At 72.8% G+C, this 25,544-nt stretch carries 18 protein-coding genes; 11 read left to right on the top strand and 7 right to left on the bottom strand.

All coding sequences use genetic code 11. From position 1 onward, the window contains the following. Positions 1-105 precede the first annotated feature (105 nt). The 3 genes from DRV84_RS02645 (at position 106) to DRV84_RS02635 (ending at position 5,959) form a co-directional block, all read left to right on the top strand. Positions 106-1,305: an efflux RND transporter periplasmic adaptor subunit gene (locus tag DRV84_RS02645; RefSeq protein WP_115978309.1), complete on the top strand. Its 1,200-nt coding sequence runs from the start codon at positions 106-108 to the stop codon at positions 1,303-1,305. Beyond that, entirely contained in the window at positions 1,302-4,427 is a 3,126-nt protein-coding gene (locus DRV84_RS02640) for an efflux RND transporter permease subunit (RefSeq protein ID WP_115978308.1), read from the top strand. Before DRV84_RS02645 ends, DRV84_RS02640 begins: the two co-directional genes overlap by 4 nt. A 101-nt stretch (positions 4,428-4,528) precedes the next feature. Beyond that, positions 4,529-5,959 (top strand): hypothetical protein, encoded by a 1,431-nt coding sequence (locus tag DRV84_RS02635; protein ID WP_115978307.1) that lies wholly within the window; start codon positions 4,529-4,531, stop codon positions 5,957-5,959. 315 nt (positions 5,960-6,274) lie between these two features. Here the strand turns inward: DRV84_RS02635 and DRV84_RS02630 are convergent, their stop codons facing one another. From DRV84_RS02630 to DRV84_RS02620, 3 genes are read right to left on the bottom strand one after another with little or no spacing between them, the layout of a single operon-like run. Then, positions 6,275-7,324: a lipocalin-like domain-containing protein gene (locus DRV84_RS02630; protein ID WP_115978306.1), complete on the bottom strand. Its 1,050-nt coding sequence runs from the start codon at positions 7,322-7,324 to the stop codon at positions 6,275-6,277. Beyond that, positions 7,314-9,713, bottom strand: a complete 2,400-nt coding sequence (locus DRV84_RS02625) for an ABC transporter permease (RefSeq protein WP_115978305.1) — start codon at positions 9,711-9,713, stop codon at positions 7,314-7,316. The genes DRV84_RS02630 and DRV84_RS02625 overlap by 11 nt, the downstream gene beginning before the upstream one ends. Next, entirely contained in the window at positions 9,710-10,366 is a 657-nt protein-coding gene (locus tag DRV84_RS02620) for an ABC transporter ATP-binding protein (protein ID WP_115978304.1), read from the bottom strand. Before DRV84_RS02620 ends, DRV84_RS02625 begins: the two co-directional genes overlap by 4 nt. Positions 10,367-10,513: 147 nt before the next feature. Here DRV84_RS02620 and DRV84_RS02615 point away from each other — a divergent pair, with 147 nt between their 5' ends. Continuing rightward, on the top strand, positions 10,514-11,152 hold the full coding sequence (locus tag DRV84_RS02615; protein ID WP_115978303.1) for an alpha/beta family hydrolase: 639 nt from the start codon (positions 10,514-10,516) through the stop codon (positions 11,150-11,152). Positions 11,153-11,430: 278 nt separating this feature from the next. On the opposite strand, the gene DRV84_RS02610 is transcribed toward DRV84_RS02615, so the two are convergent. The 4 genes from DRV84_RS02610 to DRV84_RS15545 form a co-directional block, all read right to left on the bottom strand. Next, positions 11,431-12,768 (bottom strand): HlyD family type I secretion periplasmic adaptor subunit, encoded by a 1,338-nt coding sequence (locus DRV84_RS02610; RefSeq protein ID WP_115978302.1) that lies wholly within the window; start codon positions 12,766-12,768, stop codon positions 11,431-11,433. Beyond that, on the bottom strand, positions 12,765-15,263 hold the full coding sequence (locus DRV84_RS02605; protein ID WP_239994967.1) for a type I secretion system permease/ATPase: 2,499 nt from the start codon (positions 15,261-15,263) through the stop codon (positions 12,765-12,767). Before DRV84_RS02605 ends, DRV84_RS02610 begins: the two co-directional genes overlap by 4 nt. A 27-nt stretch (positions 15,264-15,290) precedes the next feature. Then, the gene (locus tag DRV84_RS02600; RefSeq protein WP_115978301.1) at positions 15,291-17,105 is read right to left on the bottom strand and encodes a hypothetical protein; all 1,815 of its coding nucleotides are present in this window, start codon (positions 17,103-17,105) and stop codon (positions 15,291-15,293) included. 113 nt (positions 17,106-17,218) lie between these two features. Beyond that, on the bottom strand, positions 17,219-18,670 hold the full coding sequence (locus tag DRV84_RS15545) for a hypothetical protein (RefSeq protein WP_158547729.1): 1,452 nt from the start codon (positions 18,668-18,670) through the stop codon (positions 17,219-17,221). A gap of 602 nt (positions 18,671-19,272) precedes the next feature. Here DRV84_RS15545 and DRV84_RS15935 point away from each other — a divergent pair. The 7 genes from DRV84_RS15935 (at position 19,273) to DRV84_RS02560 (ending at position 25,527) form a co-directional block, all read left to right on the top strand. Then, on the top strand, positions 19,273-19,872 hold the full coding sequence (locus DRV84_RS15935) for a helix-turn-helix transcriptional regulator (RefSeq protein ID WP_158547727.1): 600 nt from the start codon (positions 19,273-19,275) through the stop codon (positions 19,870-19,872). Continuing rightward, positions 19,853-20,374 carry a hypothetical protein gene (locus DRV84_RS02585; RefSeq protein ID WP_115978299.1) on the top strand — a complete coding sequence of 174 codons (522 nt, stop codon included), beginning with the start codon at positions 19,853-19,855 and terminating at the stop codon, positions 20,372-20,374. The genes DRV84_RS15935 and DRV84_RS02585 overlap by 20 nt, the downstream gene beginning before the upstream one ends. A 302-nt stretch (positions 20,375-20,676) precedes the next feature. Further along, a complete protein-coding gene (locus tag DRV84_RS02580) occupies positions 20,677-21,675 on the top strand; it encodes an ABC transporter ATP-binding protein (RefSeq protein WP_115978298.1) in 999 nt (332 codons plus the stop codon). Between the two features lie 40 nt (positions 21,676-21,715). Beyond that, entirely contained in the window at positions 21,716-22,987 is a 1,272-nt protein-coding gene (locus DRV84_RS02575; RefSeq protein WP_115978297.1) for an ABC transporter substrate-binding protein, read from the top strand. Then, positions 22,984-23,934 (top strand): ABC transporter permease, encoded by a 951-nt coding sequence (locus DRV84_RS02570; protein WP_239994966.1) that lies wholly within the window; start codon positions 22,984-22,986, stop codon positions 23,932-23,934. Before DRV84_RS02575 ends, DRV84_RS02570 begins: the two co-directional genes overlap by 4 nt. A gap of 1 nt (position 23,935) precedes the next feature. After that, the gene (locus DRV84_RS02565; RefSeq protein WP_115978296.1) at positions 23,936-24,811 is read left to right on the top strand and encodes an ABC transporter permease; all 876 of its coding nucleotides are present in this window, start codon (positions 23,936-23,938) and stop codon (positions 24,809-24,811) included. Beyond that, positions 24,811-25,527: an aspartate/glutamate racemase family protein gene (locus DRV84_RS02560; protein ID WP_115978295.1), complete on the top strand. Its 717-nt coding sequence runs from the start codon at positions 24,811-24,813 to the stop codon at positions 25,525-25,527. Before DRV84_RS02565 ends, DRV84_RS02560 begins: the two co-directional genes overlap by 1 nt. The last annotated feature ends 17 nt before the right edge of the window (positions 25,528-25,544 follow it).

The following is a 25,544-nucleotide window of genomic DNA, read 5'->3' as shown; positions in this document are numbered from 1 at the left end:
CCGCGGCCCCCGGGCCGCGGCGCGCGCGTTTCGGAACCCCGTGCGGCGTGACCGTGTTGGCCTCTCGTGCGCGGACGGGGCGCGGCGCACGGGCGGAGGGAGCGCATGGCATCTGATCCCGAAACGGGCGCGGCCGGGGACCGGCCGGACGCTCTGACCTTCGAGGGCGACCCGGGCGCGGGCCGGTCCAAGTGGCTCGCGCTCGCCGCGATCGTCGCGCTAGCCGCCTGGCTCGGCAGCGGCTACGTCCTGCCCACGGGCGACACCACGACCGCCACCGCCGAGGGCGAGGGGCCCGCGCCGGTGCAGGTCGCCGTGCGCGAGTCCGCCGCCGAGCCCGTGATGCGCGTCTTCGTCGCCGAGGGCGAGACCGAGCCCGAGCGCGACACGCAGGTACGCGCCGAGGCGACCGGCAGCGTCGCCGAGGTGGCCGTGGCCAAGGGCGCGGCGGTCGAGGCCGGTCAGCTCATCGCGCGCGTCGCGCAGGACCGCGCCCGCGCGCAACTCGAACAGGCGCAGGAAGAGGTCGACCGCGCCCGCCGCGATTTCGAGAACGCGCAGACGCTTCTCGATCGCGGCGCGGGCACGGTGGACCGCGTGGCGCGCACCCGCGCCGCCCTCGCCGCCGCCGAGGCGCAGCTCACTCAGGCGCGCGAGGCGCTGAAGGATACCGAGATCCGCGCGCCCTTCGCCGGCCGGCTCGAATCGCTCGACATCGAGGCGGGGGAGTTCGTCTCCGCCGGCACGCCGGTCGCGCGGGTGGTGGACCTGACGCCGCTCACCGTCTCGGTCAGCGTGCCCCAGCGCGAGATCGCCGCGCTGTCGGAGGGCCAGCGCGCCGAGGTGGAGGTCGTCACCGGCGAACGCCGCGAGGGGCGCGTCGCCTTCCTCGGCGCGGCGGCCGATCCGCAGACCCGCACCTTCGCCGCCGAGGTGGAGATCGCCAACGCCGACGGCGCGATCCCCGCGGGCGTCAGCGCGCAGGTCCGCCTGCCCAAGGGCGAGGTCGCGGCGCATTTCCTCTCGCCCGCGATCCTCTCGCTCGACCCGGCCGGGCGGCTCGGGATCAAGACCGTGACGGAGGAGGGCACCGTCGCCTTCCACCCGGTCGAGATCGTGCGCGCGGGCACCGAGGGCGTCTGGGTCACCGGCCTGCCCGATCCGGCGCGGATCATCACCGTGGGGCAGGGCTTCGTCTCGGAGGGCGAGTCCGTCGCGGCGCGCCCCGAGGAGGAGCTGGAGCTCGGGCGCATGCGCGACCGCCTGCTCGAGACCCGCGCGGCGCCCGAGGACGACGCGCCATGAGGGCCGTGATCGACGCGGCCTTCGCCCGCGCGCGCGTGGTCGTCATGCTGCTCGTCTTCGTTCTGACCTTCGGGGGCGTGGCCTACGTCCAGATCCCCAAGGAGGCGGCGCCGGAGGTGCCGATCCCGGTGATCTACGTGATCACCACGCTCGAGGGCATCGCGCCGGAGGACGCCGAGCGGCTGCTGATCGAGCCGCTCGAGACCGAGCTCGCCAGCGTCACCGGCGTGGACGAGATGCGCGCGACGGCGCGCGAGGGCTCGGCCTCCGTCACGCTGGAGTTCGACGCGGGCTTCGATTCGGACGAGGCGCTCGACAGCGTGCGCGAGGCGGTGGACCGCGCGCGCCCCGATCTGCCGGACGACGCGACCGAACCCTCGGTCAACGAGGTCAACACGGCGCTCTTCCCGGTGCTGACCGCGATCCTCTCCGGCCCCGTCCCCGAGCGCGCGCTCAACCAGATCGCCGACACGCTCCAGGACCGGCTGGAGGCGCAGCCCGGCGTGCTGGAGGTGGACATCGGCGGCGCGCGCGACGAGCTCGTCGAGGTGCTGATCGATCCCACGATCTTCGAGACCTACAACATCTCCTTCGACGAGCTGATCGGCCAGATCCAGCGCAACAACCGCCTGATCGCCGCCGGCGCCATCGAGACCGGCGCGGGGCGCATCGTGCTCAAGGTGCCGGGGCTGATCGAGGACATCGAGGACGTCATGGCGCTGCCGGTGAAGGTGCGCGGCGACACGGTCGTCACCTTCTCCGAGGTCGCCACCATCCGGCGCAGCTTCGAGGACCCGACGGGCTTCGCGCGCATCGACGGCCAGCCCGCGCTCGCGCTCGAGATCAAGAAGCGCGTCGGCGCCAACATCATCGAGACGGTCGAGACCGCCAAGCGCGTGATCGAGGAGACCTCCGCCGACTGGCCCGAGACGGTGCGCGTGGACTACATGCAGGACCAGTCCGAATACGTCCGCGACATCCTCAGCGATCTCGAGGCGAACGTGATCGCGGCGGTCCTTCTGGTGATGATCGTGGTGATCTGGGCGCTGGGCTGGCGGCCCTCGGTGCTCGTGGGGCTGGCCATTCCGGGCGCCTTCCTGAGCGGGGTGGGCGCGCTCTGGGCGATGGGCGAGACGATGAACATCGTCGTCCTCTTCTCGCTCATCATGGTGGTGGGGATGCTGGTGGACGGCGCGATCGTCACCACCGAGCTCGCCGACCGCAAGCTGCAGCAGGGCGCCGCGGCGCCCGCGGCCTACGCCGCCGCGGCCAAGCGCATGGCCTGGCCGATCATCGCCTCGACGGTGACGACGCTCAGCGTGTTTTTTCCGCTTCTCTTCTGGACCGGCACGGTGGGCGAGTTCATGCGCTTCCTGCCGCTGACGGTGATCCTGACGCTCTCGGCCTCGCTCGCCATGGCGCTCGTCTTCATTCCGGTGCTCGGCGGGGTGATCGGGCGGGCGCAGCCGCAGTCGGCCGCGGCGAAGCGCCTCCTGCACGAATCCGAGGCGGGCGACCCGCGCCGCGCCGGGGGCTGGACGGGGCGCTACGCGCGGCTCGTCGAATGGGCGGTGCTGCGGCCCTGGGCGGTGCTCGGCCTCGCCGTCGCGCTCTTGATCGGCTCGGTGGGCGGCTACGCCGAGTACGGGCGCGGCGTGATCTTCTTTCCGGAGGTCGAGCCCGACTTCATGCAGGTGACGCTGCGCGCGCGCGACAATTTCTCGATCCACGAGCAGGATACCCTCGTGCGCGCGGTCGAGCGCCGGCTCATCCGCTACGACGGCGTCGAGACCGTCTATGCCCGCACCGGCGGCACGCAGCGCGCCGACGAGGAGGTGATCGGCACCCTGCAACTCGAGCTCACGGAGTGGGACAGGCGCCGCCCGGCCGAGGAGATCGGCGCCGACATCCGCGCCGAGATGGCCGAAATTCCCGGCATCGAGGCCGAGGTGCAGGCCCAGCAGCAGGGCCCCTCGCAGGGCAAGCCCGTGCAACTCGAACTGCGCGCCTCCGATCCGGAGGTGCAGGACGCCGCGGTCGAGCAGGTGCTCGCCCGCATGGCCGGGATCGGCGGCTTCACCGACGTCACCGACACCCGCCCGCTGCCCGGCGTGGAGTGGAGCCTCCAGCTCGACCGCAGCCAGGCGGCGCGCTTCGGCGCGGACGTGACGCTCCTCGGGCAGGCGGTGCAGCTGCTGACGCGGGGCATCACCGTGGCCGACTATCGCCCCGGCTACGCCGACGGCACGGTGGACATCCGCGTGCGCTTCCCGTCGGCGAGCCGCAGCTTCGAGGAGCTCCGCGGCCTGCGCGTGCCCACCGCGCAGGGGCTCGTGCCCATCGGCAACTTCGTGAGCTTCGAGCCGGTGCCGCGCACCGGCACACTCAACCGCATCGACCAGCGCCGCGTGGTGACCATCGCCGCCGACGTGGCGCCGGGGCTTCTCGTCAACGACCAGACCGAGGCGCTGCGCGCCGCGCTCGAGGAGACGGAGCTGCCCGACGGCGTGACCTGGAGCTTCGCCGGCGAGGCGGAGGAACAGAGGAACGCGGCGCAGTTCCTCTCGGTCGCCTTCGCCGTGGCGGTGGCGCTCATGTTCACGGTGCTGGTGCTGCAGTTCAACAGCTTCTTCCAGGCGTTCGTCGTGATGTCGGCGATCGTCTTTTCCGTCGCCGGCGTCATGCTCGGGCTTCTGGTGACGGGGCGGCCCTTCGGCGTGGTGATGGGCGGCATCGGCGTGATCGCGCTCGCCGGGATCGTGGTGAACAACAACATCGTCCTGATCGACACCTACAACGTGCTGCGCCGGGAGGGGCAGAGCCCCTTCGAGGCCGCGCTCCGCGCCGGGGCGCAGCGCCTGCGGCCCGTGGTGCTGACCTCGGTGACGACGGCGCTCGGCCTCCTGCCCATGGTGATCGGCGTCTCGATCGACTTCTTCCGCCGCGAGGTCGTCTACGGCGCGCCCTCGACGCAGTGGTGGACCGAGCTCGCCTCCTCCATCGCGGGCGGGCTGGTCGTGGCGACGGTGCTGACCCTGGTGGTGACGCCCGCGCTCCTGATGCTCGGCGAACGCCGGGCCGAGCGCCCGGCCGCCCGCGCCCGCACCGCGCAGGCGGCCTGAGCCGCGCCGCTCGGCGGGCTGCGGGGCCTGTCACGGTCCTGTGACCTCCTCTCTCTCTAAGGCGTGCCCCAGCGGAACGCAGGACAGAGAGGACACCCGCAATGCGCAAGACACATCTGAAATCCGGCCTGTCGGCGGCGGCGCTCGCCCTCGGCGCGCTCGCCACCCCGGCGCTCGCCGAGGCGCCGATCCTCGTCACCACGGCGGCCGACACGGGCGCGGGCTCGCTGCGCGCGGCGCTCGCCGCGGCGGCCGAGCGCGAGGGCGGCGCCCAGATCGCCATCGTCACGGCCGAGGACATCGAGATCGCCGAAACGCTCGACTACGCCGGGACCGGCCCGCTCACCATCCTCGGCAACGGGCAGACCATCTCGACCGCGGCGAACACGACGCTCCTCGCCGCGAGCGCGGGCGCCGATCTGACGGTGACCGATCTCACATTCCGCGGGCCGGGCGGCTTCGACATCGAGGCGCGCGGCGACCTCGACGGCGCCACCGCCGGCAAGGGCATCTTCGTGGACGTGCGCGACGACCAGCAGGGCACCGTGCGCCTGACCCTCGACAACGTGACGGTGGCGGGCGTCGCCAACCACGGCGTCCATGTCTCCGACTGCTCGCTCGCCGACGCCTGCGGCGGCGGGGGCGGCGGCGCGGGCGACGGCTCGCCCGCCTCGATCGCCGTGCATCTGAACGCGGTCACCATCGACGACGTGGGCAACGGCAAGTTCGACGCCGACGGCCTGCGCGTGGACGAGCGCGCCGGGGGCGACATCCGCCTCGTCGCGCTCGACAGCACCTTCACCCGCGTCGGCGCCGACGGCGTCGAGCTCGACGAGGGGCAGGCGGGCCACGTGATCGCCACCATCCGGGGCGCGCGCTTCGTCGATAACGGCGCCTACTGCCACCCGGACCTGCTCGCCGCCTTCATGCCGGAGGCGCCGGAGGGCGAATTCGAGGCCGGCGCGCGCGCCGAGGCCGACATCCCCGGCGACGTCACCGGCACGCCGGACGACCGCTGCTTCGAGCGCGAGGTCGATCTGCACGACGACGGCAGCGTCGCGGAATACGAGATCGGCATCGACGTGGACGACGGCATCGACTTCGACGAGGCGGGCGCGGGCGACCTGCGCAGCCTGATGATCGACAGCGAGATCCGCGGCAACTTCGACGAGGGCGTGGACTACGACGAGGAGGGCGCGGGCCACATCCTCGCGAGCTACCTACGCGCCACCGGCACCGGGAACGCCGACGACGCGTTCAAGCACTCGGAGGCGGACGCCGGCGGCGTCGTCGGCGCGATGACCGCGAGCATCGCGACCGCCAACGGCGGCAAGGGCGCGGTCTTCGAGGAAGAGGACGGCGGCGACGTCACCGTGACCGTGACCGGCACGATCACCGGCAACAACGACGACGGCGACGACACGGGCCTCGAGCTGGTGCAGGAGGACGCGGGCGCGGGCGCCGCCACCGTGACCGGCTCCACGCTCGCCGACGGGATCGACGCCGAGGGCGTGACCGTCACGCGGGACTGACCGTCCCGGCACGGAGATCCGGCAGCCCCGCGGCGCATCGCGGGGCTGTCGGGCGCGCGGGCGGGCCGCTCGCAGAGCACCGTCCGGGGCCAACGCCGGGGCACCGCCCCCTGTGCGGGGCTTCCGGCTTCGCGTTCCGCCCGGGCGCGCCCCGCCGCAGAATCCGGACCCGATCCGCGGCACCGCCCCCTGCGCGCGGCCTCCGGCCTCGCGCCGCCCGAGCGCGCCCCGCCGCACAATCCGGGCCCGACGACACGGCACAGCCCCCGGAGCCCGGCTGCCGGCCTCGCGCGAGCCCGGGCGCGGCGCGCGCGCCTACTCGTAGCCCGTCATCTCGAGATATCCGCGGCCCGCGTGGCTGCCCGCGACGCGCACTGGGCCTTCCCAGTAGGGCACGCTGGTGTCCATCCAGGACCGCGGGTTCAGCGCCGCGACCGTCACCGCGACGTCGCGCGCGGGCACCTCGAGGCGCCAGCGCGTCGGCACCATGCGGCCCGCGACCTGCGTTTCCTCCAGCGGCGTCGCCGTGAGCGCCCCGTCGCCGAGCGCCTCCGTCGTGCCGTCCGGCGCGATCCATGTGCCGGACGCGAAGGTGCCGCCGTCGGTCTGGCGAAGCTGGAAGGCCATCAGCTTCGCGCCGCTCTCGAAGGTGAGCGAGAACCAGTCCCAGCCCGTCTGGTCCGCCGCGAGCGGCTGCGAGGACCACTCCCGGTCGAGCCACGCGCTGCCCGTCACCGCCACCTCGCCCCCGGGCAGCGTCAGGGTGCCGGCGGCGCGGTAGAAGGGCTGCGAATAGTAATAGCTCGCCTGCCCCGCCTCGGACTTGACCGAATAGCCCCCGTCGCCGTGAAAGACGAGCGGCCCCTCGGCCGTGAGCTCCACCTCGTAGGCGAACTCGGGCCCGGTCGCCCTAAGCGTCAGGTCGTCGAAGCTCTCGCCCGCCATGCGCCAGTCGTCGATCCAGGCGGCGAAGGGGTCGGGGCGCACGCCCGCCTGCCCGGTGCCGCCGCGGGCGAAGCGCTCGGCGGCGTGGTGCGCCTCGGGCGTGGTGACGGCGGCGTGGGCGAACCAGATCTGCGGGCTCTCCCAGCCCTCCGCCTCGCCCGGGGCGAGGGCGGAGCGGAAGAGCGTCCATTGCAGCCCGTAGGCCGTGCCCTCCGGCCCCTCGAGGTTGGCGGTCAGGTACCACCATTCGATCCGGTAGTCTGGATGCGCCCCGTGATCGGCCGGAAACTCGAAGCGCGGATCGGGCGCCGGGGTCGCGAAGCCCTCGGCGTCGGTGCCCATCCCGGCGAACCCCTGCGCGCCGGCCGGCAGGGGCGCGGCGAGGAGCGCGGTGAGCGCGAGGAGCGTCTCATGCCTCATTGGCGAACACCTTCAGAAGCGCGGAGGGCGGCGTCCGCGCGAGCCGGAGCGCCGGCCAGGCCGCCGCCGCGAGCGCCGCGGCGAGCGCGAGCAGGCCGAGCCGCGCGTAGTCCAGCGGGAAAAGGAACATCGGCAGCCGCCAGCCGAAGGCCTCCACGTTGACGACGGCGAGCAGCATCCACGCGAGCGCGAGGCCGAGCGGCGCCGCGGCCGCCGCCGTCAGCCCCGCGAGCACCCCGGCGCGCAAGAGCTCCAGTCGCCCGAGCGTGCGCCGCGTCACCCCGAGCGCCCAGGCCGGCGCGAGCTGCGGCACGCGCATGCCGGCGAGCGTCAGGAGGCTCATCAGCATGGCGAAGCCCGCCACGGCGAGGGTGAGCACGTTGAGCGCCGCCGTGACCGTGAAGGTGCGGTCGAAGACCTCGAGCGAGAAGGCCTTGAGCGCCGACTGATCCGTGATCTGCCCGGGGTCGAGCCCCGCCTCCTCGACGAGCGCGGTGCGCAGCGCCTGCGGCGTTTCGGTGCGCAGGCCGAAGCGCGTCGCGGTCTCCTCCGGGAAGAGATCGCGGAAGAGCGCCTCGCCCACGATCACCTGCCCGAGCGGGTTGCCGTAATCGCCCGCGACGCCCGCGACCGGCAGGCTGCGCCCGGGCGCGAGCTCCAGCGTGGCGCCCGGCCAGAGGTCGGCGCGGCGGGCGAGCTGTTCGTTGACGATCACCGCCTCGCCCGCCGCGACCCGGTCCCAGACGGCGCCTTCCCGCGCGAGGAAGGTCCAGTTCTCGGAATAGGTCGGTCCGACGCGCAGCCCGCGCAGCTGCGCCCGGCGCCCGGCGAGACGGGTCTCGACCGTCAGCACGGGCAGGAGCGCACGGGCCTCGCGCGCGGCGAGTGTGCGGAGCGCCGCGCGTTCCGCGGCGCTCTCGGTCTCGACGTAGAGTTCCGCGGTCAGCCGCTGGTCGAGAAAGCCGGTGAAGGTGAGCCGGAAGCTCGACACCATGGTCGAGACGCCCACGTTCGCCGCCATCGCCAGCAGGAGCGCCATCAGCGCGAGGCTGAGCCCCGGCAGCTGCTGGCGCGTGTCGGCCCAGAACCACTCAGCCCGCACGCCGCGCGCCCAGCGCGCGCCGAGCGCGAGCGCCCGGTCCAGAAGCGGCGGCAGCGCCAGCGCCGCGCCGAGCAGAAGCGCGCCGAGCGCCACGAAGCCCGCGACCAGCCCGTCGGCGACCCAGAGCACCAAAGGCGTGGCCGCCATCAGCGCCACCGCAAGCGCCGCCTGCCGCCCGTGGCGCCGCCCCGCCGGGAGGGCGACCGCGCGCCGCCCGCCCCCCGCGAGCACCGGCATCCGCGCGATGCGCCAGAAGGCGCCCGAGGCCGCGAGCGCCGTGCCGAGGAGCGCGATGCCGAGCCCCGAGAGCCACCACGCCGGGCGCAGCGAAAGCGCGCCCGAGACCTGCGCGCCGTAGAGCCCCTCCAGCGTCGCGGCGACGTTCGGCAGGAGGCTCGCGGCGAGCGCGTAGCCGAGCGCCACGCCGATCCCCCCGGCGACGAGCGCGATCGCGGCGAGCTCGGCGGCCATCAGCGCGATCAGCCGGCCGAGCGGCAAGCCGAGCGTGCGCAGCGTGCGCACCATCGGGCGGCGCTGCTCGAAGGCGAGGCCGATCGCGCCGTGCACGATGAAGAGCCCGACGGCGAAGCTCAGCAGGCCGAAGGCGGTCAGGTTCAGGTGGAAGCTGTCGGTGAGCTGCCCGATGTCCGCGCTCTGGCGCGAGGTCTGGCGCACGAGCTCCGGCGCGATCTCGGCGAGCGGCGGGCGGCCGAGGGGTTGCGTCTCGGCCAGCACGAGGCGGCTGAGCGCGCCGGGGCGGTTGAGGATCTCCTGCGCGACGCCGATGTCCGTGATCGCCGTGCCGGGGGCGAGGCCGGGGTCAGCCACCACGGGCCGGGGCAGGGCGGCCGTGAGCGCCCCGGCCACCTCCGGATGGGCGAAGAGCGTGCCCTCGCGGAGGAAGGTGGCGAGCGGCGCGTCGCCCGCCTGCGTCACCGGCCCGGCGCCGCCCGGCATGGTCAGCGGGTCGAGCCCGACGATCCGCACCGATGTCTCGCCCGCGCGGAGGCGTCCCTCGAGCACCGGGCCGGCCTGCCAGCCCGCGCGGCGCAGCGTGAGCCATGTTTCCTGCGGGATCGTCTCGCCCGAGCGGGGGACGAGCTGATCGTAGCGCCCCTCGCCCAAGACGGCCGCCGCGGCGTCGTAGCTCGACCGCGCCTCGGCGTTGAGCGCCTGCACCCCCGACCAGAGCGCCGTGGCCAGCGCGAGCCCCGCCACCAGCGTGAAGAGCTGAAGCGGATTGCGCCGCCAGAAGGACCAGAGCGCCGAGAGCGCGGCGCGGGTCATGCGAGCCGCCCGCGCGAGAGGTGCAGCCGCCGCTCCATCCGCGCGGCGAGCGCCTCGGAATGCGTCACCATCAGGAGCGCCGCGCCCGTCTCGGCCACCAGCGCGAGCATCTCCTCGAGCACCGCGCCCGAGGTCGTCTCGTCGAGGTTGCCGGTGGGCTCGTCGGCGAGCACCAGCTTCGGACGCGCGGCGAGCGTGCGCGCGATCGCCACCCGCTGCTGCTGCCCGCCCGAAAGCTGCTCGGGGTATTTGGCGAGATGCGGCGTGAGGCCCAGCGCCCCGGCGAGGCGCGCGTCGCGTTCGGGCTCGTGCCGCCCGGCGAGGCGCGCCTGAAAGGCGATGTTGGCGGCGACGTCGAGCGAGGGGATCAGGTTGAACTGCTGAAAGACGATGCCGACGCGCCCGCGCCGGAGCGCCGCGCAGCCCGCGTCGTCGAGCGCCGTGACCTCCGCCCCGTCGAGGCGGATGCGCCCGGCCTCGGCCGTGTCGAGCCCGGCGATCAGGTGCAGGAGCGTGCTCTTGCCCGAACCCGAGTCGCCCGTCAGCGCGAGCGTGCGGCCCGCGTCGAGCGCGAGGTCCACCCCGCGCAGCACCTCCACCGGCCCCTCCGGCCCGGCGTAGGACTTGGTCAGCCCGTCGACCTCGAGCAGCATCGCGTTTCCCTCCGTCCGCCGAAGGTATCGCCGGCGGCGGGAATGGAAAGGCGCGAGCGCGCGCCTTTCCGTCGCGTCCGTACGCCTCGCGCGGCACGGGGCGGTCGGTGTAGGCTCGGCCGCGACGCGAGGGTCGGGAGAGCGCGCATGGACGTCCTGTTCGACGGCGAGGCGGACGCGCCCGCGACGGTGCTGCTCGCCCATGGCGCGGGCGCGCCGATGGACACGCCCTTCATGGACGGCGTCGCCGCCGGGCTCGCCGCGGCGGGGCTGCGCGTCGCGCGGTTCGAGTTCGCCTACATGGCCGCGCGGCGGCAGGGCGGGGCGAAGCGGCCGCCGCCGAGGGCCGAGCGGCTATGCGACGACTACCGCGCCGCGGTGGCGGCGCTCGGGGCCGGCGGCCCGCTCGTGATCGGCGGCAAGTCGATGGGTGGCCGGGTGGCGAGCCTCGTCGCGGACGAGCTGCGGGGCGCGGGCCGCGTCGCCGGGCTCCTCTGTCTCGGCTATCCCTTCCACCCGCCGGGCAAGCCCGAGCGGCTGCGCACGGCGCATCTCGAGGCGATCGAAACGCCGACGCTCATCTGTCAGGGCACGCGCGATCCCTTCGGCCGGCGCGAGGAGGTGGAGACCTACGCCCTCTCGCCGCGCGTCTCCCTGCTCTGGCTGGAGGACGGCGACCACGACCTGAAGCCGCGAAAGGGCGTGACGGGGGCGACGCAAGACGACCATCTCGCCGCGGCGGCGCAGGGCGCGGCGGACTGGATCGGCGATCTCGTGAGGGGCTAGGTAGCCACAGGTCGGCGCGGTCGGCGGCGCGTGTCCTGCGCCGTGCGGCAGCGGGTGTGCGTTCGGCCCGCGGACGGGCGCCTTCGCGCCCGGGGCGACCGATGCCCGCGGGAGCCGCTAGCTTGGACGGCTCGGTTATCGCGCGCTGCGCCCCGCGCGTCATCTCTAGCGGGCAGCGCACCCGGCGGTCCCGGCGGTGCATCGGTCGCCTTCGAGAGTGGCGGCGCGGGCATCGCGTCACATTGACGCTGCGCAACAAGCCTTTGAAATGCGCGCCCTCACTCCTCGCGGAAGGCGCGGGCCATGCTGTCCCTGATGGGCTTCACGAGGTAATCGAAGAAGGTCCGCTCCTCGATGCGGATCATGACCTCGGCGGGCATCCCCGGCACCGGCGCCGCGCGGTTCAGCCGGTCGAGCTCTTCCGGCGGCACGTTGACATGCGCGACGTAGACTTCGCGCGGGGCGGTGCCCTCGTCCTGGTGGGTGACGGCGTCGGCGGAGACGTAGCTCACCCGCCCGTCGAGCACCGGCGTCGTGCGCGCGTTGAGCGCCGTCAGGCGGATGTTGGCCGCCTGTCCCATGTGGACCGCGTCGATGTCGGTGCGCGGCAGCAGCGTCTCGATCAGGAGGGGCGCGTCGGCGGGCAGAATCTCGGCCACCGGCTTGCCGGCCTCGATCACGCCGCCGCGGCCGTGATAGTGCAGCCGCACCACGGTGCCCGCGACCGGCGCGGCGATATCGGCGCGCTCGAGGATGTCGGCGGCCTTGCGGGCCTTCTCGCGCACCGAGTCGAGTTCAGCCTGCACCGAGGTCAGCTCGTTGAGCGCGTCGGTGCGCCGCTCGCTCTTGAGCTTGGCGATCTCGAGGACGAGCTTGGAGCGGGCGTGCGCGATCTCCTCGATCTCGGCGTCGAGGCGGGCGATGTGGCCCTCGGTCTCGAGCACCGCCCGGCGCACGGCGTTGAGTTCCGGCAGCCGGATATGGCCCGAGTCGTAGAGCGTGCGCTTGCTCTCGAGTTCCTCGGACAGCAGCACGCCGCGCTCTCGGTAGGCGTCGCGCTGGAGGCGGTAGCCCTCGGACCGGACCTCGAGCGCGCCGACGTTGTTCTCGAGGATCGAGAGCTCGCTGCGGTGCAGGGCGCGCGCCGAGGTGAAGGCGCTGCGCTGGTCGCTGAGGATCTGGCGCACCTCGGGGCTCTCCTGCGCGCGCGCTTCGAGGGCGGGCGGAAAGGAGACCCCGGTCTCCCCCGAGAGCGTGGCCTGAAGCCGTGCCTCGGTCGCCTCGAGCCGCGCCTGGCGCTGGTCGTATTCGCGCAGGTCGGCGCGCGCGGCGGTCCGGTCGAGGCGCACGATGACCTCCCCGGCGGCGACGCGCTGGCCCTCCTCGACGAGGATCTCCGCGATCTGGCCCCCCTCGAGGTGCTGGACGATCGTGTTGCGTCCGGTGGCCATGAAGCTCCCCGGCGCGATCACCGCGGAGGCGAGCGGCGCGGTCGCGCCCCATGTGCCGAAACCGCCGAAGGCGAGCGCGAAGAGCGCGAGGCCCACCGCCGCGTGGCTGCGGATCGAGCGCGGCACCTCCCGGTGCCACTCGACGAGCTCCGTTCCCGTGGTCATGGCTGATCTCCCTGTCTGGGGGCCGGGCTCTGCGATCCGCCGCCCCCACCACCGCCGTCGCGGTGCTGGGCGAGCTGGCGCAGCACCTCGTCGCGCGAGCCCCACATCGCGATGTTGCCGTCGGCGAGCATCATGATCTTGTCCACGACGCTCAGCAGCGCGGGCTTCTGCGTGATCACCACGACGGTGATGCCGTTCTCCTTCGCGTGCGCGATGGCCTGCGCGAGCGCCTTGTCGCCGGCGACGTCGAGGTTCGAGTTCGGCTCGTCGAGCACCAGGAGCCGCGGGTCGCCGAAGAAGGCGCGCGCCAGCGCGATGCGCTGCTTCTGCCCGCCCGAGAGCGGCGATCCGTCGGCGGCGACGACCGTCTCGTAGCCGTGCGGCAGCGAGGCGATCATGTCGTGCACGTCGGCCAGAACCGCCGCGCGGTGGATGTCCTCGTCGCGCGCGTCGTCGCGCATCCGGGCGATGTTGGCCTTGATCGTGCCGGGGAAGAGCTGCACGTCCTGCGGCAGGTAGCCGATGTTCTCGCCCAGTTGGCGCGGGTCCCAGTTGCGCAGATCCATCAGGTCGAGCCGCACCGCCCCGGAGGTCGGCAGGAGCGAGCCCACCAGCATCTTGCCGAGCGTCGTCTTGCCCGCGCCGGAGTTGCCGATCACCGCCAGCGTCTCGCCCGCGGGCAGGCGGAAGGTGAGTGCGTTGAGCACCACGCGCTTCGTGCCCTGCGGCACGTACAGGAGCCGCTCCACGTCGAGCTGCCCCTGCGGCTCGGGCAGCCGCAGCCGCTCCACCTGAAGCCCCGAGCGGGTCAAAAGATCGGCGATCCGCCCGTAGGCCGCGCGCGAGAGCAGGAAGGCGTTCCAGCCCTCGATGGCCCCCTCGACCGGGGCGAGGGCGCGGCCCGCGATGATCGAGGCGGCGATCACCATGCCGCCGGTGATCTCGCCGAGGATCGCGAGATACGCCCCCCAGCCCAGCATCGCGACCTGCGTCAGAAGCCGGATCCCGCGCGAGACCATGGCCGAGATCACGTTGCGGTCCTGCCCGCGCACCTGCGCCGTCAGCGAGGCGGCGGTGTCGCGGCCCCAGATCGTCACCGCCTCGGGGATCATGGCGAGCGCGTTGATGATCTGGCTGTTGCGCATCATCGAATCGAGATGGAGATTGGCGCGCGACTGCGCTTGGTTGGCCTCGGCGAAGGGGCGGGCGGTGAAGCGCTGGTTGATCAGCGCGATCACGAAGAGCGCCACCGCCGTCGTGACCACGATGAACCCGAGGTCGGGGTGCACGAGGAAGATCGCCAGCATGAAGAGCGGCGCGAAGGGCACGTCGAGGAACGACAGCAGCGTGCCCGAGGTGAGGAAGCTGCGCACCTGCTGCAGGTCGCCGAGCGTCTGGTATTCCCGCCCGGAGGAATGCAGCGAGGCGTGCGCCGCCGCCGAGAGCACCGGCCCGCCGAGCCGCGCGGCGACCTCGACCGCCGTGCGCATCAGCATGAAGCGCCGCATCGCGTCGAAGACCGCCTGCAGGATCACCGCGCCCGCGATCACCGCCGTCAGCATGATGAGCGTATCGACCGAGCGGCTCGTCAGGACGCGGTCGGAGATCTGGAACAGGTAGATCGGGATCGAGAGCAGCAGCACGTTGACCGCGAAGGTCATCAGCATGACGTGGACCATGTTGCCGCGCACCGCGGCCTTGCCCTCGCGCAGGCTCTTCTCGAAGCTGCCCGGCGCCATGCGGCGGTGAAAGCGCGCGCCGCCGCCCCCGCCGCCCCCGCCGCCGTCGCGTCCGCCGCCGCGCGGCGGCGTGCTGCCGCCGGCCGCCCGGCGCGGCGAGCTTCTCTCGCGTGTGAGGCTGCGGATCGCCGCCTCGGCGAAGCGCTCCTGATCGACGCCGGGGCGTTCGCGCCGCCGGTCGCGCGCCGTCGGATCGCCCGGCGCCGCGTCGCCCCGGGCCGTCGTCCCGGCGTCGCCGCGGGCCGTGCCCGTGGGACCGTCGGAGGCGGCCGCGTCGTCCGTTCGGGGGGAGGCCGCCGTCCCGTGGGCCTCTTGCGCCGGGTTGTCGGCGCCCGGCGCGGCGGCGGCCGCTTCTCCCTCGCCTTGCGTGGCGTCCTGCGCGGGGCGGTCGGTCCGCGCGCCTGTTTCGGCGCGGGCGCCCGTGCGCTCCGCCGGTTCGTCCGGCGCACCGGAGGCCGCGTGCGGGGCGGCGCGGGACGGCCGGTCCGACGGGGCGCCGGGCGACGGCTCCGCCGCGGTCCTGGCGGGCGGCGTCTGCGCGGCGCGGGTGGCCTCCGGACCCTCCGCCTCCGGGGCGCGCGCGTCGCGGCCGTCGGGCTGTGCGGCGGCGCGGCGGCGGCGCACGGCGGCCGGGCCGGCGGCCTCGTTCTCGCGGATGCGGTGGGCGAGCGCGTCCATCAGCCTGCGCTTGCCCGTGCCGCCCGTTCCGCCAGTGCCGGGTCCGCAGTCCGGCGGGCAGGAGTCGTGATCCTTCATGTCGCCCCCTCGTTCGTCTGTGCCGCCTCAGGCGAGCATGGTCTGCATCGGGTCCGCCGGCATGTCGTCGTGCGGCTGCGCGCTCGTGCCCGGGTCGGAGGTCTGCTCCGCCCCCTCGCCGAGCAACTCGTCGGCGAGGAACACGACCGCCTCCGACGCGAGGGCGGCGCCCTCGGTGCCCGGCGCCTCTCCGGCGATCAGGCCGGCCTGGTGCAGCACCGCGTCGGTGTAGGCGCCGCCGCCGGCGATCACCTGCGAGTCGACGCCCGCGACCTGCAGCATCGCCTCGTTGACGAGCGCGTTGCCGGCCTCCGAGATCGCCGTCGCGCCCGGGATATGCGCCATGTCGTGATCGACGAGCGTGTTGGCCTGCTCGACGACGTGGATTTCCTTGAAGTCCCCGGTGACGTGCAGCACGCGCATCGTGCCGTCGCCCATGAGCGCCGAGGGGAACCGCATGGCCGCGTCGGCGATCGCCGCGTCGTCCCCGGGCGCGGACATGCCCGCCGGCATCGTCGTCAGCGTGTCGGTCGACTGGTGCGTCAGGCGCGCGCTGTTGGCGAGCAGGTTGTCCGGCGTCTCCTCGGCGCCCGGCCAGAGGATCGCGTCCAGATCGGAAAGGGCGTTCGTCTGCAGGATGCCGAAGAGCGACACCATGTCGCCGCCCACCACGATCAGGTCGAACAGCATCCCGTCGGCGAAGAGCGAGGAGATGTTGACCGCGGTGTTCGCCCCGGTCTGGAGCCAGGCGGCCGCGCTCGTCGTCCAGACCGCGTCGGTGTCGTCGAGCGCGTTGACCTGCCGCGTCCAGCTGAAGCTCAGGAGATCGCCGTCGAGCACCGTCGTCTCGATGCGCATTGGCCAGCCGGCGCCGAGGCTCGCGCCGGGGCCGTCCCCCGCCGTCGCGCCCGGCGTCAGCGCCGCGGCGTTCAGCGCCGTCGTGCCGCCGCCCGGGTCGGCGTGGAGCGAGACCTGGCTGACCATGTCGAGGGCCACGGCCTCGCCGCGCACGAGGATGGTGGGCGCGTCGATCCGCTGCACGAGCACGCTCGCGGCGTTGATGGCATGCGTCTCGCCCAGCATGGCCTGTCCCGGCGGCGCGTCCGCGCCCGGCGCGGTGCGCTCGGGCATCAGATCGGCGATCCGCGGCAGCGTGTCGGCGCGCAGGCCGTCGATCCAGAGACCGGCCGCGTCGTCGCCGGTCGCGATCCGCCCCCCTGCCGCGTCGGCCTCGCCGGCGATGCCGTCGATCAGCGCCGTCGCGGCCTCGGTGGTCGCCTCCGCCGGTGTCCGGAAGGGCGAAAGGTCCAGCGGCGACGCCGCCGCCACCCCGGCGGCCAGCACGTCGTGCATGGCGTCGGCCACCGCGTGCCACGCCGCGACCGGCATCGCGTCGCCGTCGAGGGTGTCGCGGTCCGAGAGATGGTTGATCTGCACCGTCACGGTGACGGTCATGTTCGGCGCGAGCGCCCCGGGGCCGAACGGCACCTCCGGCAGCGGGGCGGGGACGGCGACCGGCCCGGCGGGCACGGGCTCGGCCCCGCGCGCGCCGCTGGCCGGCGCCACCACGTCGCCCGGGCCGCCGAGCGGGCCGAGCGGCACCCCCGGCGCGATCGCCGGCAGGTCCGGCGCGCTCGGGCGGTCGGCCACCTCCGGGTCGTAGCCCGGCGGTGCATACTCGAAGCGCTTTAAGAGCTGGTGCAGCGTCAGCGCGTCGAGCTCCGGAGGCGCGCGGTCCGCGTCGAAGGGGTCGTAGCTGATCTGCTGGCGGTCCTGCGCCTCGAAGAGGCGCATCAGCCCGAGGAAGTGCCAGATCGTCTCGGTGGTCCTGTCGAGGAACATGGTCGCTCACGGATTGGCCGGGATCGGCGGGGAGGGAAAGAACGGACCCCGCGCGTGGGGCGCGCACGGGGTCCGCGACGGGAGGGCGCGGGGCGTTGCGCCCTCCCGAAAGGTCAGGCGGCGTCGTCCTCGCCGATCATCGTGGAGGTGGAGGTCAGGTTCGAGCCCACCACCGTCATGTCCACCGTGTTGCCGAGGACGTTCGCGCCCATGGCGATCGACTGGTTGAACGCCATCGTCTCCATGGCGGCGTCTGCGGAGGCGAAGGACTCGCCGCTGACGAAGCCGTCGTCGCCGTTGTTCGACCCCCACATGCCGCCGGAGCCGCCTGCGCCGCCGTCGCCAGCGGTCGCGTTCCCGGCGCTGCCGCCGGTCAGCGTCGCGGTCGAGGGGCCGCCGAAGCCGTCGCCGCCATTGGTGCCGCCGCTCGAGCCGCCGTTGGCTCCGGCGGTGCCTGCGGTGCCGCCCTGGCCGCTCGCGGCGAGGGCGTTGCCCCCCGCGAAGCCGGCGCCGCCCGCATTCGCCGCGGATGCGGCCTGGGCGATCGCGTTGGCCGCGTCGTCGCTCGCCACGAAGTCGAGAAGATCGAGGCTGAGCGCCTCGCTCGGCCCGTCCTCGTCGGCGATCGCGCCGGCCCCGGCGCCGCTGGCGGCGATACCGGTGCCGCTGCCGTCGACGAGGTTGGTCGCGCCGGCGTGCCCGCTGTGGCCGCCGGAGGCATCGGCGTAACCGCCGTGCCCGGCGTCGCCGCCGTAGGCCTTGCCGCCGTCGCCCCAGCCGCCGTCGGCGCCGCCGTAGGCCTTGCCGCCCATCGAGAGCGCCATGCCGCCGGCGGAGCCGCTGCCGCCGTCGGACTCGATGCCCTCGTCGGCCTTCGCCTCACCGCCGGTCACTGTGCCGTTCAGGTTGAAGCCCGCGCCGGCGTTCGACACGTCCGGGTCGTTCAGCGTGTCGTTGTCGTTCAGGCGGTTGCTCATGACGTTGATGGTGCCGGTGTCGTTGCCCATCCCCGTCAGCGCGCCGTTGAGCAGGTCCGACACGTTCACGTCGTCCGCCGTATCGAAGGTCAGGTCGCGCCCGGCCATCGCCACGTCGCCCACCGTGCCGCCGTGGCTCACGTCGAAGTCCGCCACGTCGTCGTCGTTCGGCATGTAACCCGTCATGTCGAACTTGACGTCCACATCGGTGTTCGTGCGGTGCACGCTCGTGCTGTCGTGATCGCTCGTGGACGTGTTGGTGTTCGTGTTGGTGTTCGTGTTGGTGTTCGAGTCGGTGTTCCGGTTGGTGTTGGTGTCGGTGTTCGCGTTCGTGTTGGTGTTCGTGTCGGTGTCCGAGTTGTGGTTGCCGTTGTAGTTCCCGCTGCCGTTGAGGTTCAGGTTGCCGTTACCGTTGCCGTTCAGGTTCACGCTGTCCTGCGACTGGTGCTGGCCCTGGTCCTGGTGCTGGCCCTGGTCCTGGCCCTGAAGCTGGGCCTGCAGTTCGGCCTGAAGCTGCGTCTGGTCCTGAGTTTGATCCATATCGGGGCCAGGCCCCCACCAGTAGGACGTGTTTTTGCTGCCACCCATGAGGTGCACTCCTTGCGTCGCGGGTCCGCCGCCGCCGCGCATCATCTGTAAAGCGGCATCCGTCGGACCGGGTTGGCCGGGCTGTCGGCCCGGGCGCTCCGTCGGGAACGCAGGATCGAGAATGCGCCCCGCCCGCCGGCCGAAACAGTGGGCCGATCGGCCGTCCCCGTCCGGGCAGGTGACGCTGACCGGGTGGACGGGAGGCCGCCGCCGCATCGCCCGGCCGGGCCTGATCGAAGGTGGATACGCCTGCCCGACCGGAGGAGGCCGCCCCCGTCGCGGGATCGATTCGCGCCGCGCGCCGTGGCCGCGACTCGCCCGATCCGACGGGTCGCGCCACGCGCGCGGCAAGGCATGCGCGGCCGACATCGATCGAGGGAGTGGCGCATTTCACTCCCTCTCGGCAACTATTGATCGAAATTTTAGTAGATTCGCTCACGCTTTCGGCGTACCGTTAACTCGGACGGCTCATTCGCGAAGGCGCCGCCTCCCGCTGCTGTTTCGGAGGGGCGCCGCAAAAGTCCTGGAGGGGGCGAATGGGTGGAATGCTTCTTGTCGTCGTGGGGGATGGCGTCTGTGTGCCGGACTCCGCGCTCGGTCTCGTGAAAACCGAATTCCGCGGTCTCACCGTGGAGCGCTACGACAGCGTCGCGGACCTCGCGGCGCTGGAGAGACGGCCCGTGCGGCTCCTGCTCGTCGAGCAGGAGGCGGCGGAGCTCGAGGCCGATCTCGGCCTTCCGGCGCTCGACGCCGTCGCCGCGCACACGCTCGCGCTCAGCTACCGCGACGAGGCGCTGGCCGCGCGATTTCTCGAACGCGCGCTCATGCGGGAGGACAGCGCGCGCATCGGCTTCCTGCCCGTGAACCTGCAGCTCGATTGCTGGCTCTCGACGCTGCGGCTCCTGTTGCTCGGCCATCCGAGCGTGCCGCAGTCGCTCTTTCGCCGCCTCCACCGGCCGCGCCCGGCGGCGGACGGCGGCGACACCGCCGAGGCGGCGCTGCCGCTGACGCGCCGCGAGCGGCAGGTCCTCGAGCTCGCCAGTCTCGGCAAGCAGAACAAGCTGATCGCGGCCGACCTCAGCCTGTCGGAGCACACGGTGAAGCTGCACATGCACAACATCATCCGGAAGATGGGCGCGACCAACCGGACGGAGGCGGTGAGCCGTTTCCTCGCCGCGCGGCATGCCTGCGCGAGCGCCTGAGGCCCCCGGCGGGGCAGGCGGCGAGTCCTTCGACCGCCTGCTCGCGCTGGTCGGGCGGCTCAACTACACGTGGTCGAACACCGAAAGCCTGCTGGTCCACCTGATCGCGGGGCTCGCCGGGACGGACACCGAGACGGCGCTTGTGGTGTTCCTGACGCTCAACACGAGCCGGGCGCGGGTGGACCTCGTCGAGCGGCTGGCCAAGCTCGACCGCGTGCCGGAGGACCTGCGCCGCGACATCCTCGATGCGACGGGGGCGCTGATGCGCCAGCAGCCGCTGCGCAACCGCTACAATCACTGCATCTACGCCTTCGATCCGGACGGCGAGGCGGCGCACACGATCCTCATGCGAATCGCGGATCGGAAGGACCGGCTCAAGGTCGGGGCGACCGCCCGCATCGACGCCACCGCGCTCTCGGAGATCGGCGCCGCGATCCGCGCGCTGGAGGAGACGAACCGCGCCATCTGGCGCATCGTCGTGGACCGCGGATTCCCGGTCTGACGCCCCGCCGCCGTCGTTCGGGCCGTGCGCGCGGGGCGCGACGGTGGCGGGACGCGCGCCCGCCCGACCTGAGCGCGCCGGCGGGCGTCGTGGCCGGCGCGGACCGTGCGCCGCCGCGGTCGCCGGGTGGCGCCGGGCGATCGATGCGTCGGCCGCTCCCTTCTCAGGCAGATACCGCCGTCGTGCGTCTGAATCTTGTGCATTGGCGAAATACGATCGGGAAAGCGGCGCGATCGTGCGCCATGCCGGTTGAGCCTGTCCGACGCGCGCTGTCACGTGTCGGTCACCAACGGGAGCGACCGATGACAGACGCCAAGGCCGTGGAACTCGCCGCCGTCACCAAGCGCTACGACGCCGCGCTGGCCGTCGACGCCGTGAGCCTGAAGATCCGCGCGGGGAGTTACTGCTGCCTGCTCGGTCCCTCCGGCTGCGGCAAGACCTCGACGCTGCGCATGATCGCCGGCCACGAGAGCGTCACCGACGGCGACGTGCTGATCGGCGGCCGCGCCGTGACCGAGGACCCGCCGGCCCGGCGCGGCACGGCGATGATGTTTCAGAACTATGCGCTCTTCCCGCATCTGAGCGTCGCCGAGAACGTCGCCTTCTCGCTCCGGATGAAGGGGGTGAGCCGCACGGCGCGGCTGACGCGCGCGGCGGAGCTTCTCGAGCTCGTCTCGATGAGCGACTACGCCGAGCGCAAGCCCAACCAGCTGTCGGGCGGCCAGCAGCAACGCGTGGCGCTCGCGCGGGCGCTGATGACGGAGCCCTCCGTCCTGCTCCTCGACGAGCCGCTCTCGGCGCTCGATCCCTTCCTGCGGGTGCGCATGCGCTCGGAGCTGCGCCGCATCCAGCGCGAGCTCGGCATCACCTTCATCCACGTCACCCACAGCCAGGAGGAGGCGATGGCGCTCGCCGATCTGGTGGTGGTGATGAACGAGGGCCGGATCGCGCAGGCCGGCCCCCCGCGCGAGGTCTACAACGCGCCCCGCACGCCCTTCGTGGCGCGCTTCATCGGCGGTCACAACATCCTCGACGACGGCGGGCGCACGATCACGCTGCGCGCCGACGCGCTCGCCCTCGCGCCGGCCGACGCCGCGGGCGAGGCCAACCGCCGCGCCACCGTGCGCGAGATCGAGTATCGCGGCCCCGACGTGCGCGTCGGGCTCGAGACCGACCGCGGCGAGAGCCTGAGCGCCGTGCTCGCCGAGCGCGCCTTCTTCGAACGCCCGCTGGAACCCGGCGCCGCCGTCGCCGTGGGCTGGCGGCCCGACGCGGTGCACGAGCTCACGCCCGACGGCTGAGCCCGACTCCGCCAACGACCCGACCAACAGGAGAGAGACCATGACCAGACCGACAGGACGCCCCGGCCCCAGCCGCCGCGCCGTGCTCAAGGGGGGCGCCGCGATGGCCGGCGCCGCCGCCTTCCCCGCGCCCTTCGTGCACGCGCAGGACCCGGTGACGCTGCGCTATCTCTCGACGGCGGTGAACCAGTCGCCGGCGATCGCCGCGAAGGCCTCCGAAGAGCTCGGCATCAACATCGAGTACATCGCGGTGAACACCGACGAGGTGGCGCGCCGGGTGATCACGCAGCCGAACTCCTTCGACCTCGTGGACACCGAGTACTTCGCGCTGCCCAACCTCGTGCCCTCGGGCAACATGAAGGGGATGGACGCCAACCGCATCGACCGCATCGGCGACCTGGCGAGCGTCATCGCCTCGGGCACCGTCGAGGGCGAGGCCGTGGGCTGGGACGGGACCGCCCCGCACGAGGTGCTCTATCTCGAGGATCAGATGGGAACCTCCTTCGCGGGCGCGCCCACCGACTGGATCACGCTGATCCCGACCACCTACAACGCCGACACCCTCGGCATCCGGCCCGACCTGATCGACAAGGACATCACGAGCTGGGCCTCGCTGCTCGACCCGGATTTCGCGGGCAAGTCGGCGATCCTGAACATCCCCTCCATCGGCATCATGGACGCCGCCATGGCGCTCGAGGCGCGCGGCGACATCACCTATGGAGACAAGGGGAACATGACCCGCGAGGAGATCGACTTCACCATCGAGAAGCTGATCGAGGCCAAGCGCGCCGGGCAGTTCCGCGCCTTCTGGTCGAACTTCCAGGAAAGCGTGAACCTGATGGCCTCGGGCGAGGTGGTGATCCAGTCGATGTGGTCGCCCGCGGTGACGGCGGTGCGCACGCAGGGCATCCCCTGCATCTACCAGCCGCTCGCGGAAGGCTACCGCGCCTGGGCCTCGGGCTTCGGTCTGCCGCGCACCATCGACGGGCGCAAGGAGGACGCGGCCTACGAGTTCATCAACTGGTTCCTCTCGGGCTGGGCCGGCGCGCATCTCTCGAAGCAGGGCTACTACCCGGCCGTCCTCGAGACCGCACAGCAGTACATGGAGCCCTACGAGTGGGCCTACTGGTACGAGGGCGAGGCGGCCGCCGAGGACATCTACGCCCCCGACGGGCGCCTGCTCGAAGAGGCCGGCGCGGTGCGCGACGGCGGCTCCTACGTCGAGCGCATGGGCTCGGTCGCCTGCTGGAACGCGGTCATGGACGAGAACCAGTACATGGTCCGCAAGTGGAACGAGTTCATCGCGGCGTGAGCGACGCGGCCGACACCATCGCGGAGACCCGGGGAAACCGGGTCTCCGCCCGCCCCCGGCGCGCCTCGCGGCGCGAGGGGCACGGCGCCGCGCCCTACCTGCAGGCGGCGCCCATGGCGCTCGTCTTTCTGGTGTTCTTCCTGCTGCCGCTCGCGGCGACGATCGTCGTCAGCTTCTGGCAGTACACGCAATACTCGATCGAGCCGGCTTTCACCGCGCAGAACTACGGCGACGTCTTCCGCGGCTGCCTCGCCGACCTGCCCGATCTCTGCACGACCTTCGTCACCTATCTCTCGACGCTGAAATTCGGCGTGATCGTCTGGGCCTGCACGCTGACGCTCGGCTTCACGATCGCCTATTTCCTCGCCTTCCACGTGCGCACGCTGAAGGTGCAGGTGATCTTCTTCCTGCTCTGCACGATCCCCTTCTGGACCTCGATCGTCATCCGCATGATCTCGTGGATCCCGCTTCTGGGGCGCAACGGGCTGATCAACCAGACGCTGATCTCGATGGGCGTGATCGACACGCCGCTCGAGGGGCTGCTCTATTCCGATTTCGCGGTCGTCCTCGCGCTGACGCATCTCTACACGCTCTTCATGGTGGTGCCGATCTTCAACTCGCTGATGCGCATCGACCGCTCGCTGATCGAGGCGGCGCGCGACGCGGGCGCGAGCGACCTGCAGACGCTGGTCTCGGTCATCATCCCGCTCGCGCGGCCCGGCATGCTGATCGGCTCGATCTTCGTGACGACGGTGGTGCTGGGCGATTTCCTGACCATCGGCATCATGGGCGGGCAGCAGATCGCGAGCGTGGGCAAGGTCATCCAGACGCAGATGCAGTTCCTGCAGTTCCCGCTCGCCGCGGCGAACGCGGTGATCCTGCTCCTCGCCGTGCTCGCCGGGGTCTGGGCGCTGCTGAAACTGGTCGACATCCGCAAGGAGCTCTGACGTGAAAGAGACCCGCCCGCGTTCCTTCTACGTGCTCTCGTGCGTCTTCGCCCTGTTCCTGCTCTTTCTCTACGGGCCGATGATCTCGATCCTCGTGCTCTCCTTCCAGGGGCCGGAGGGCGGGCTGGTGTTCCCGATGAACGGCGTCTCGCTGCACTGGTTCGAGAAGCTCCGCGAGGGCGGTGGGCAGGTCGAGATCGGCCCGGCGCTCCGGCGGTCCTTCCGGCTCGCGCTGGTGGTGATGGTGCTCACGGTCACCTTCTCGGTGCTCGCCGGGCTCGCCTTCCGGCGCGGTTTCCGGGGGGCGACGCTCCTGCTCTACGTCGCCATCGCGAGCCTGATCGTGCCCTCCATCGTCGTCTCGCTCGGCATCGCGCTCGAGTTCCGGCTGATCGACGAGGGGATCAAGGCGCTCGGCGCGGCCTGGGGCATCGAGTGGATTCAGCGCGATTTCGTCTCGGCGCTCGGCCCCTTCACTTCCGGGCTCGGCGCGCATCTGACCTGGACGCTGCCCTTCGGGCTCCTGATCATGTTCGCGGTCTTCAACCGCTTCGACCCGGCGTACGAGGAGGCGGCGCGCGACCTCGGCGCGACGCCGTGGCAGACCTTCCGCCACGTGACGCTGCCGATGATCGCGCCCTTCCTGATCGGCGTCGCCGTCTTCGGCTTCACGCTGAGCTGGGACGAGCTCGCCCGCTCGAGCCAGGTGATGGGCGCGGACAACACCCTGCCGATGCAGCTCGCCGCCAAGACGACGACGGTCACCGACCCGGAGATCTACGCCCTCGGCACGGCGACGACCGGAAGTTCGATCCTCCTCGTGCTCGTCACCTTCACCGTCGCCACGCTCCTGCAGCGGCGGAGGCAGCGCGGCTGATGCACATCCACGTCGTCAACCCGAACGCGAGCGCCGCGATGACCGAGGGCATCGCCCGCGCCGCCGAGGCCGCGGCGCCCGCGGGCGCGCGGGTGACCACCACCGGCGCGGCCGGCGGGCCGCTCTCGATCGAGGGGCCGGTGGACGGGGCGCGCGCGGTGCCCTGGATGCTGGAGCGCATCGAGGCGGCGGAGGCCCGTGGCGCCGACGCGCCCGACGCCCATGTGATCGCCTGCTTCGACGACACCGGGCTCGACGCCGCGCGCTGCCTCGCCCGCGCGCCGGTCGTCGGCATCGGCGAGGCGGCGGCGCATTGCGCGACGCTGGTGGCCGACCGCTTCGCCGTGGTCACCTCGGTGCCCGAGGCGCTGCCGGTGCTGCGCGGCAACCTCGCGCGCTACGGGCTCGCGGCGCGCTGCGCGGGGCTCCGCGCCGCCGGCGTGCCTGTGCTCGACATCGACGTCGGGACGCCGGAGGCGCTCGCCGCAATCCGGCGCGAGACCGCCGCCGCGCTGACCGATGACGGCGCGGAGGCCATCGTGCTCGGCTGCGCGGGCATGGCGACGCTCGCCGCCGATCTGTCCGAGGAGTTCGGCTGCCCCGTGATCGAGGGGATCTCCGCCGGTCTCGCGCTGGCCGGCGCGCTCGCGGGGGCGGGGCTGCGCACCTCGAAGCGCGGGGCCTATGCCCCGCCGCGGGCGAAGGCCGCGCCGTGACGCCCGCGATCCGCACC

It is taken from the genome of Rhodosalinus sediminis (assembly GCF_003385555.1).
Classification (GTDB): domain Bacteria; phylum Pseudomonadota; class Alphaproteobacteria; order Rhodobacterales; family Rhodobacteraceae; genus Rhodosalinus; species Rhodosalinus sediminis.
This window is presented reverse-complemented; position numbering and strand designations above follow the sequence as displayed.

Bases quoted from the DNA above. Each gene is read 5' to 3' on its own strand.
- DRV84_RS02645 (WP_115978309.1), top strand. From the start codon at position 106: ATGGCATCTGATCCCGAAACGGGCGCGGCCGGGGACCGGCCGGACGCT.
- DRV84_RS02640 (WP_115978308.1), top strand. From the start codon at position 1,302: ATGAGGGCCGTGATCGACGCGGCCTTCGCCCGCGCGCGCGTGGTCGTC.
- DRV84_RS02635 (WP_115978307.1), top strand. From the start codon at position 4,529: ATGCGCAAGACACATCTGAAATCCGGCCTGTCGGCGGCGGCGCTCGCC.
- DRV84_RS02630 (WP_115978306.1), bottom strand. From the start codon at position 7,324: ATGAGGCATGAGACGCTCCTCGCGCTCACCGCGCTCCTCGCCGCGCCC.
- DRV84_RS02625 (WP_115978305.1), bottom strand. From the start codon at position 9,713: ATGACCCGCGCCGCGCTCTCGGCGCTCTGGTCCTTCTGGCGGCGCAAT.
- DRV84_RS02620 (WP_115978304.1), bottom strand. From the start codon at position 10,366: ATGCTGCTCGAGGTCGACGGGCTGACCAAGTCCTACGCCGGGCCGGAG.
- DRV84_RS02615 (WP_115978303.1), top strand. From the start codon at position 10,514: ATGGACGTCCTGTTCGACGGCGAGGCGGACGCGCCCGCGACGGTGCTG.
- DRV84_RS02610 (WP_115978302.1), bottom strand. From the start codon at position 12,768: ATGACCACGGGAACGGAGCTCGTCGAGTGGCACCGGGAGGTGCCGCGC.
- DRV84_RS02605 (WP_239994967.1), bottom strand. From the start codon at position 15,263: ATGAAGGATCACGACTCCTGCCCGCCGGACTGCGGACCCGGCACTGGC.
- DRV84_RS02600 (WP_115978301.1), bottom strand. From the start codon at position 17,105: ATGTTCCTCGACAGGACCACCGAGACGATCTGGCACTTCCTCGGGCTG.
- DRV84_RS15545 (WP_158547729.1), bottom strand. From the start codon at position 18,670: ATGGGTGGCAGCAAAAACACGTCCTACTGGTGGGGGCCTGGCCCCGAT.
- DRV84_RS02585 (WP_115978299.1), top strand. From the start codon at position 19,853: ATGCCTGCGCGAGCGCCTGAGGCCCCCGGCGGGGCAGGCGGCGAGTCC.
- DRV84_RS02580 (WP_115978298.1), top strand. From the start codon at position 20,677: ATGACAGACGCCAAGGCCGTGGAACTCGCCGCCGTCACCAAGCGCTAC.
- DRV84_RS02575 (WP_115978297.1), top strand. From the start codon at position 21,716: ATGACCAGACCGACAGGACGCCCCGGCCCCAGCCGCCGCGCCGTGCTC.
- DRV84_RS02560 (WP_115978295.1), top strand. From the start codon at position 24,811: ATGCACATCCACGTCGTCAACCCGAACGCGAGCGCCGCGATGACCGAG.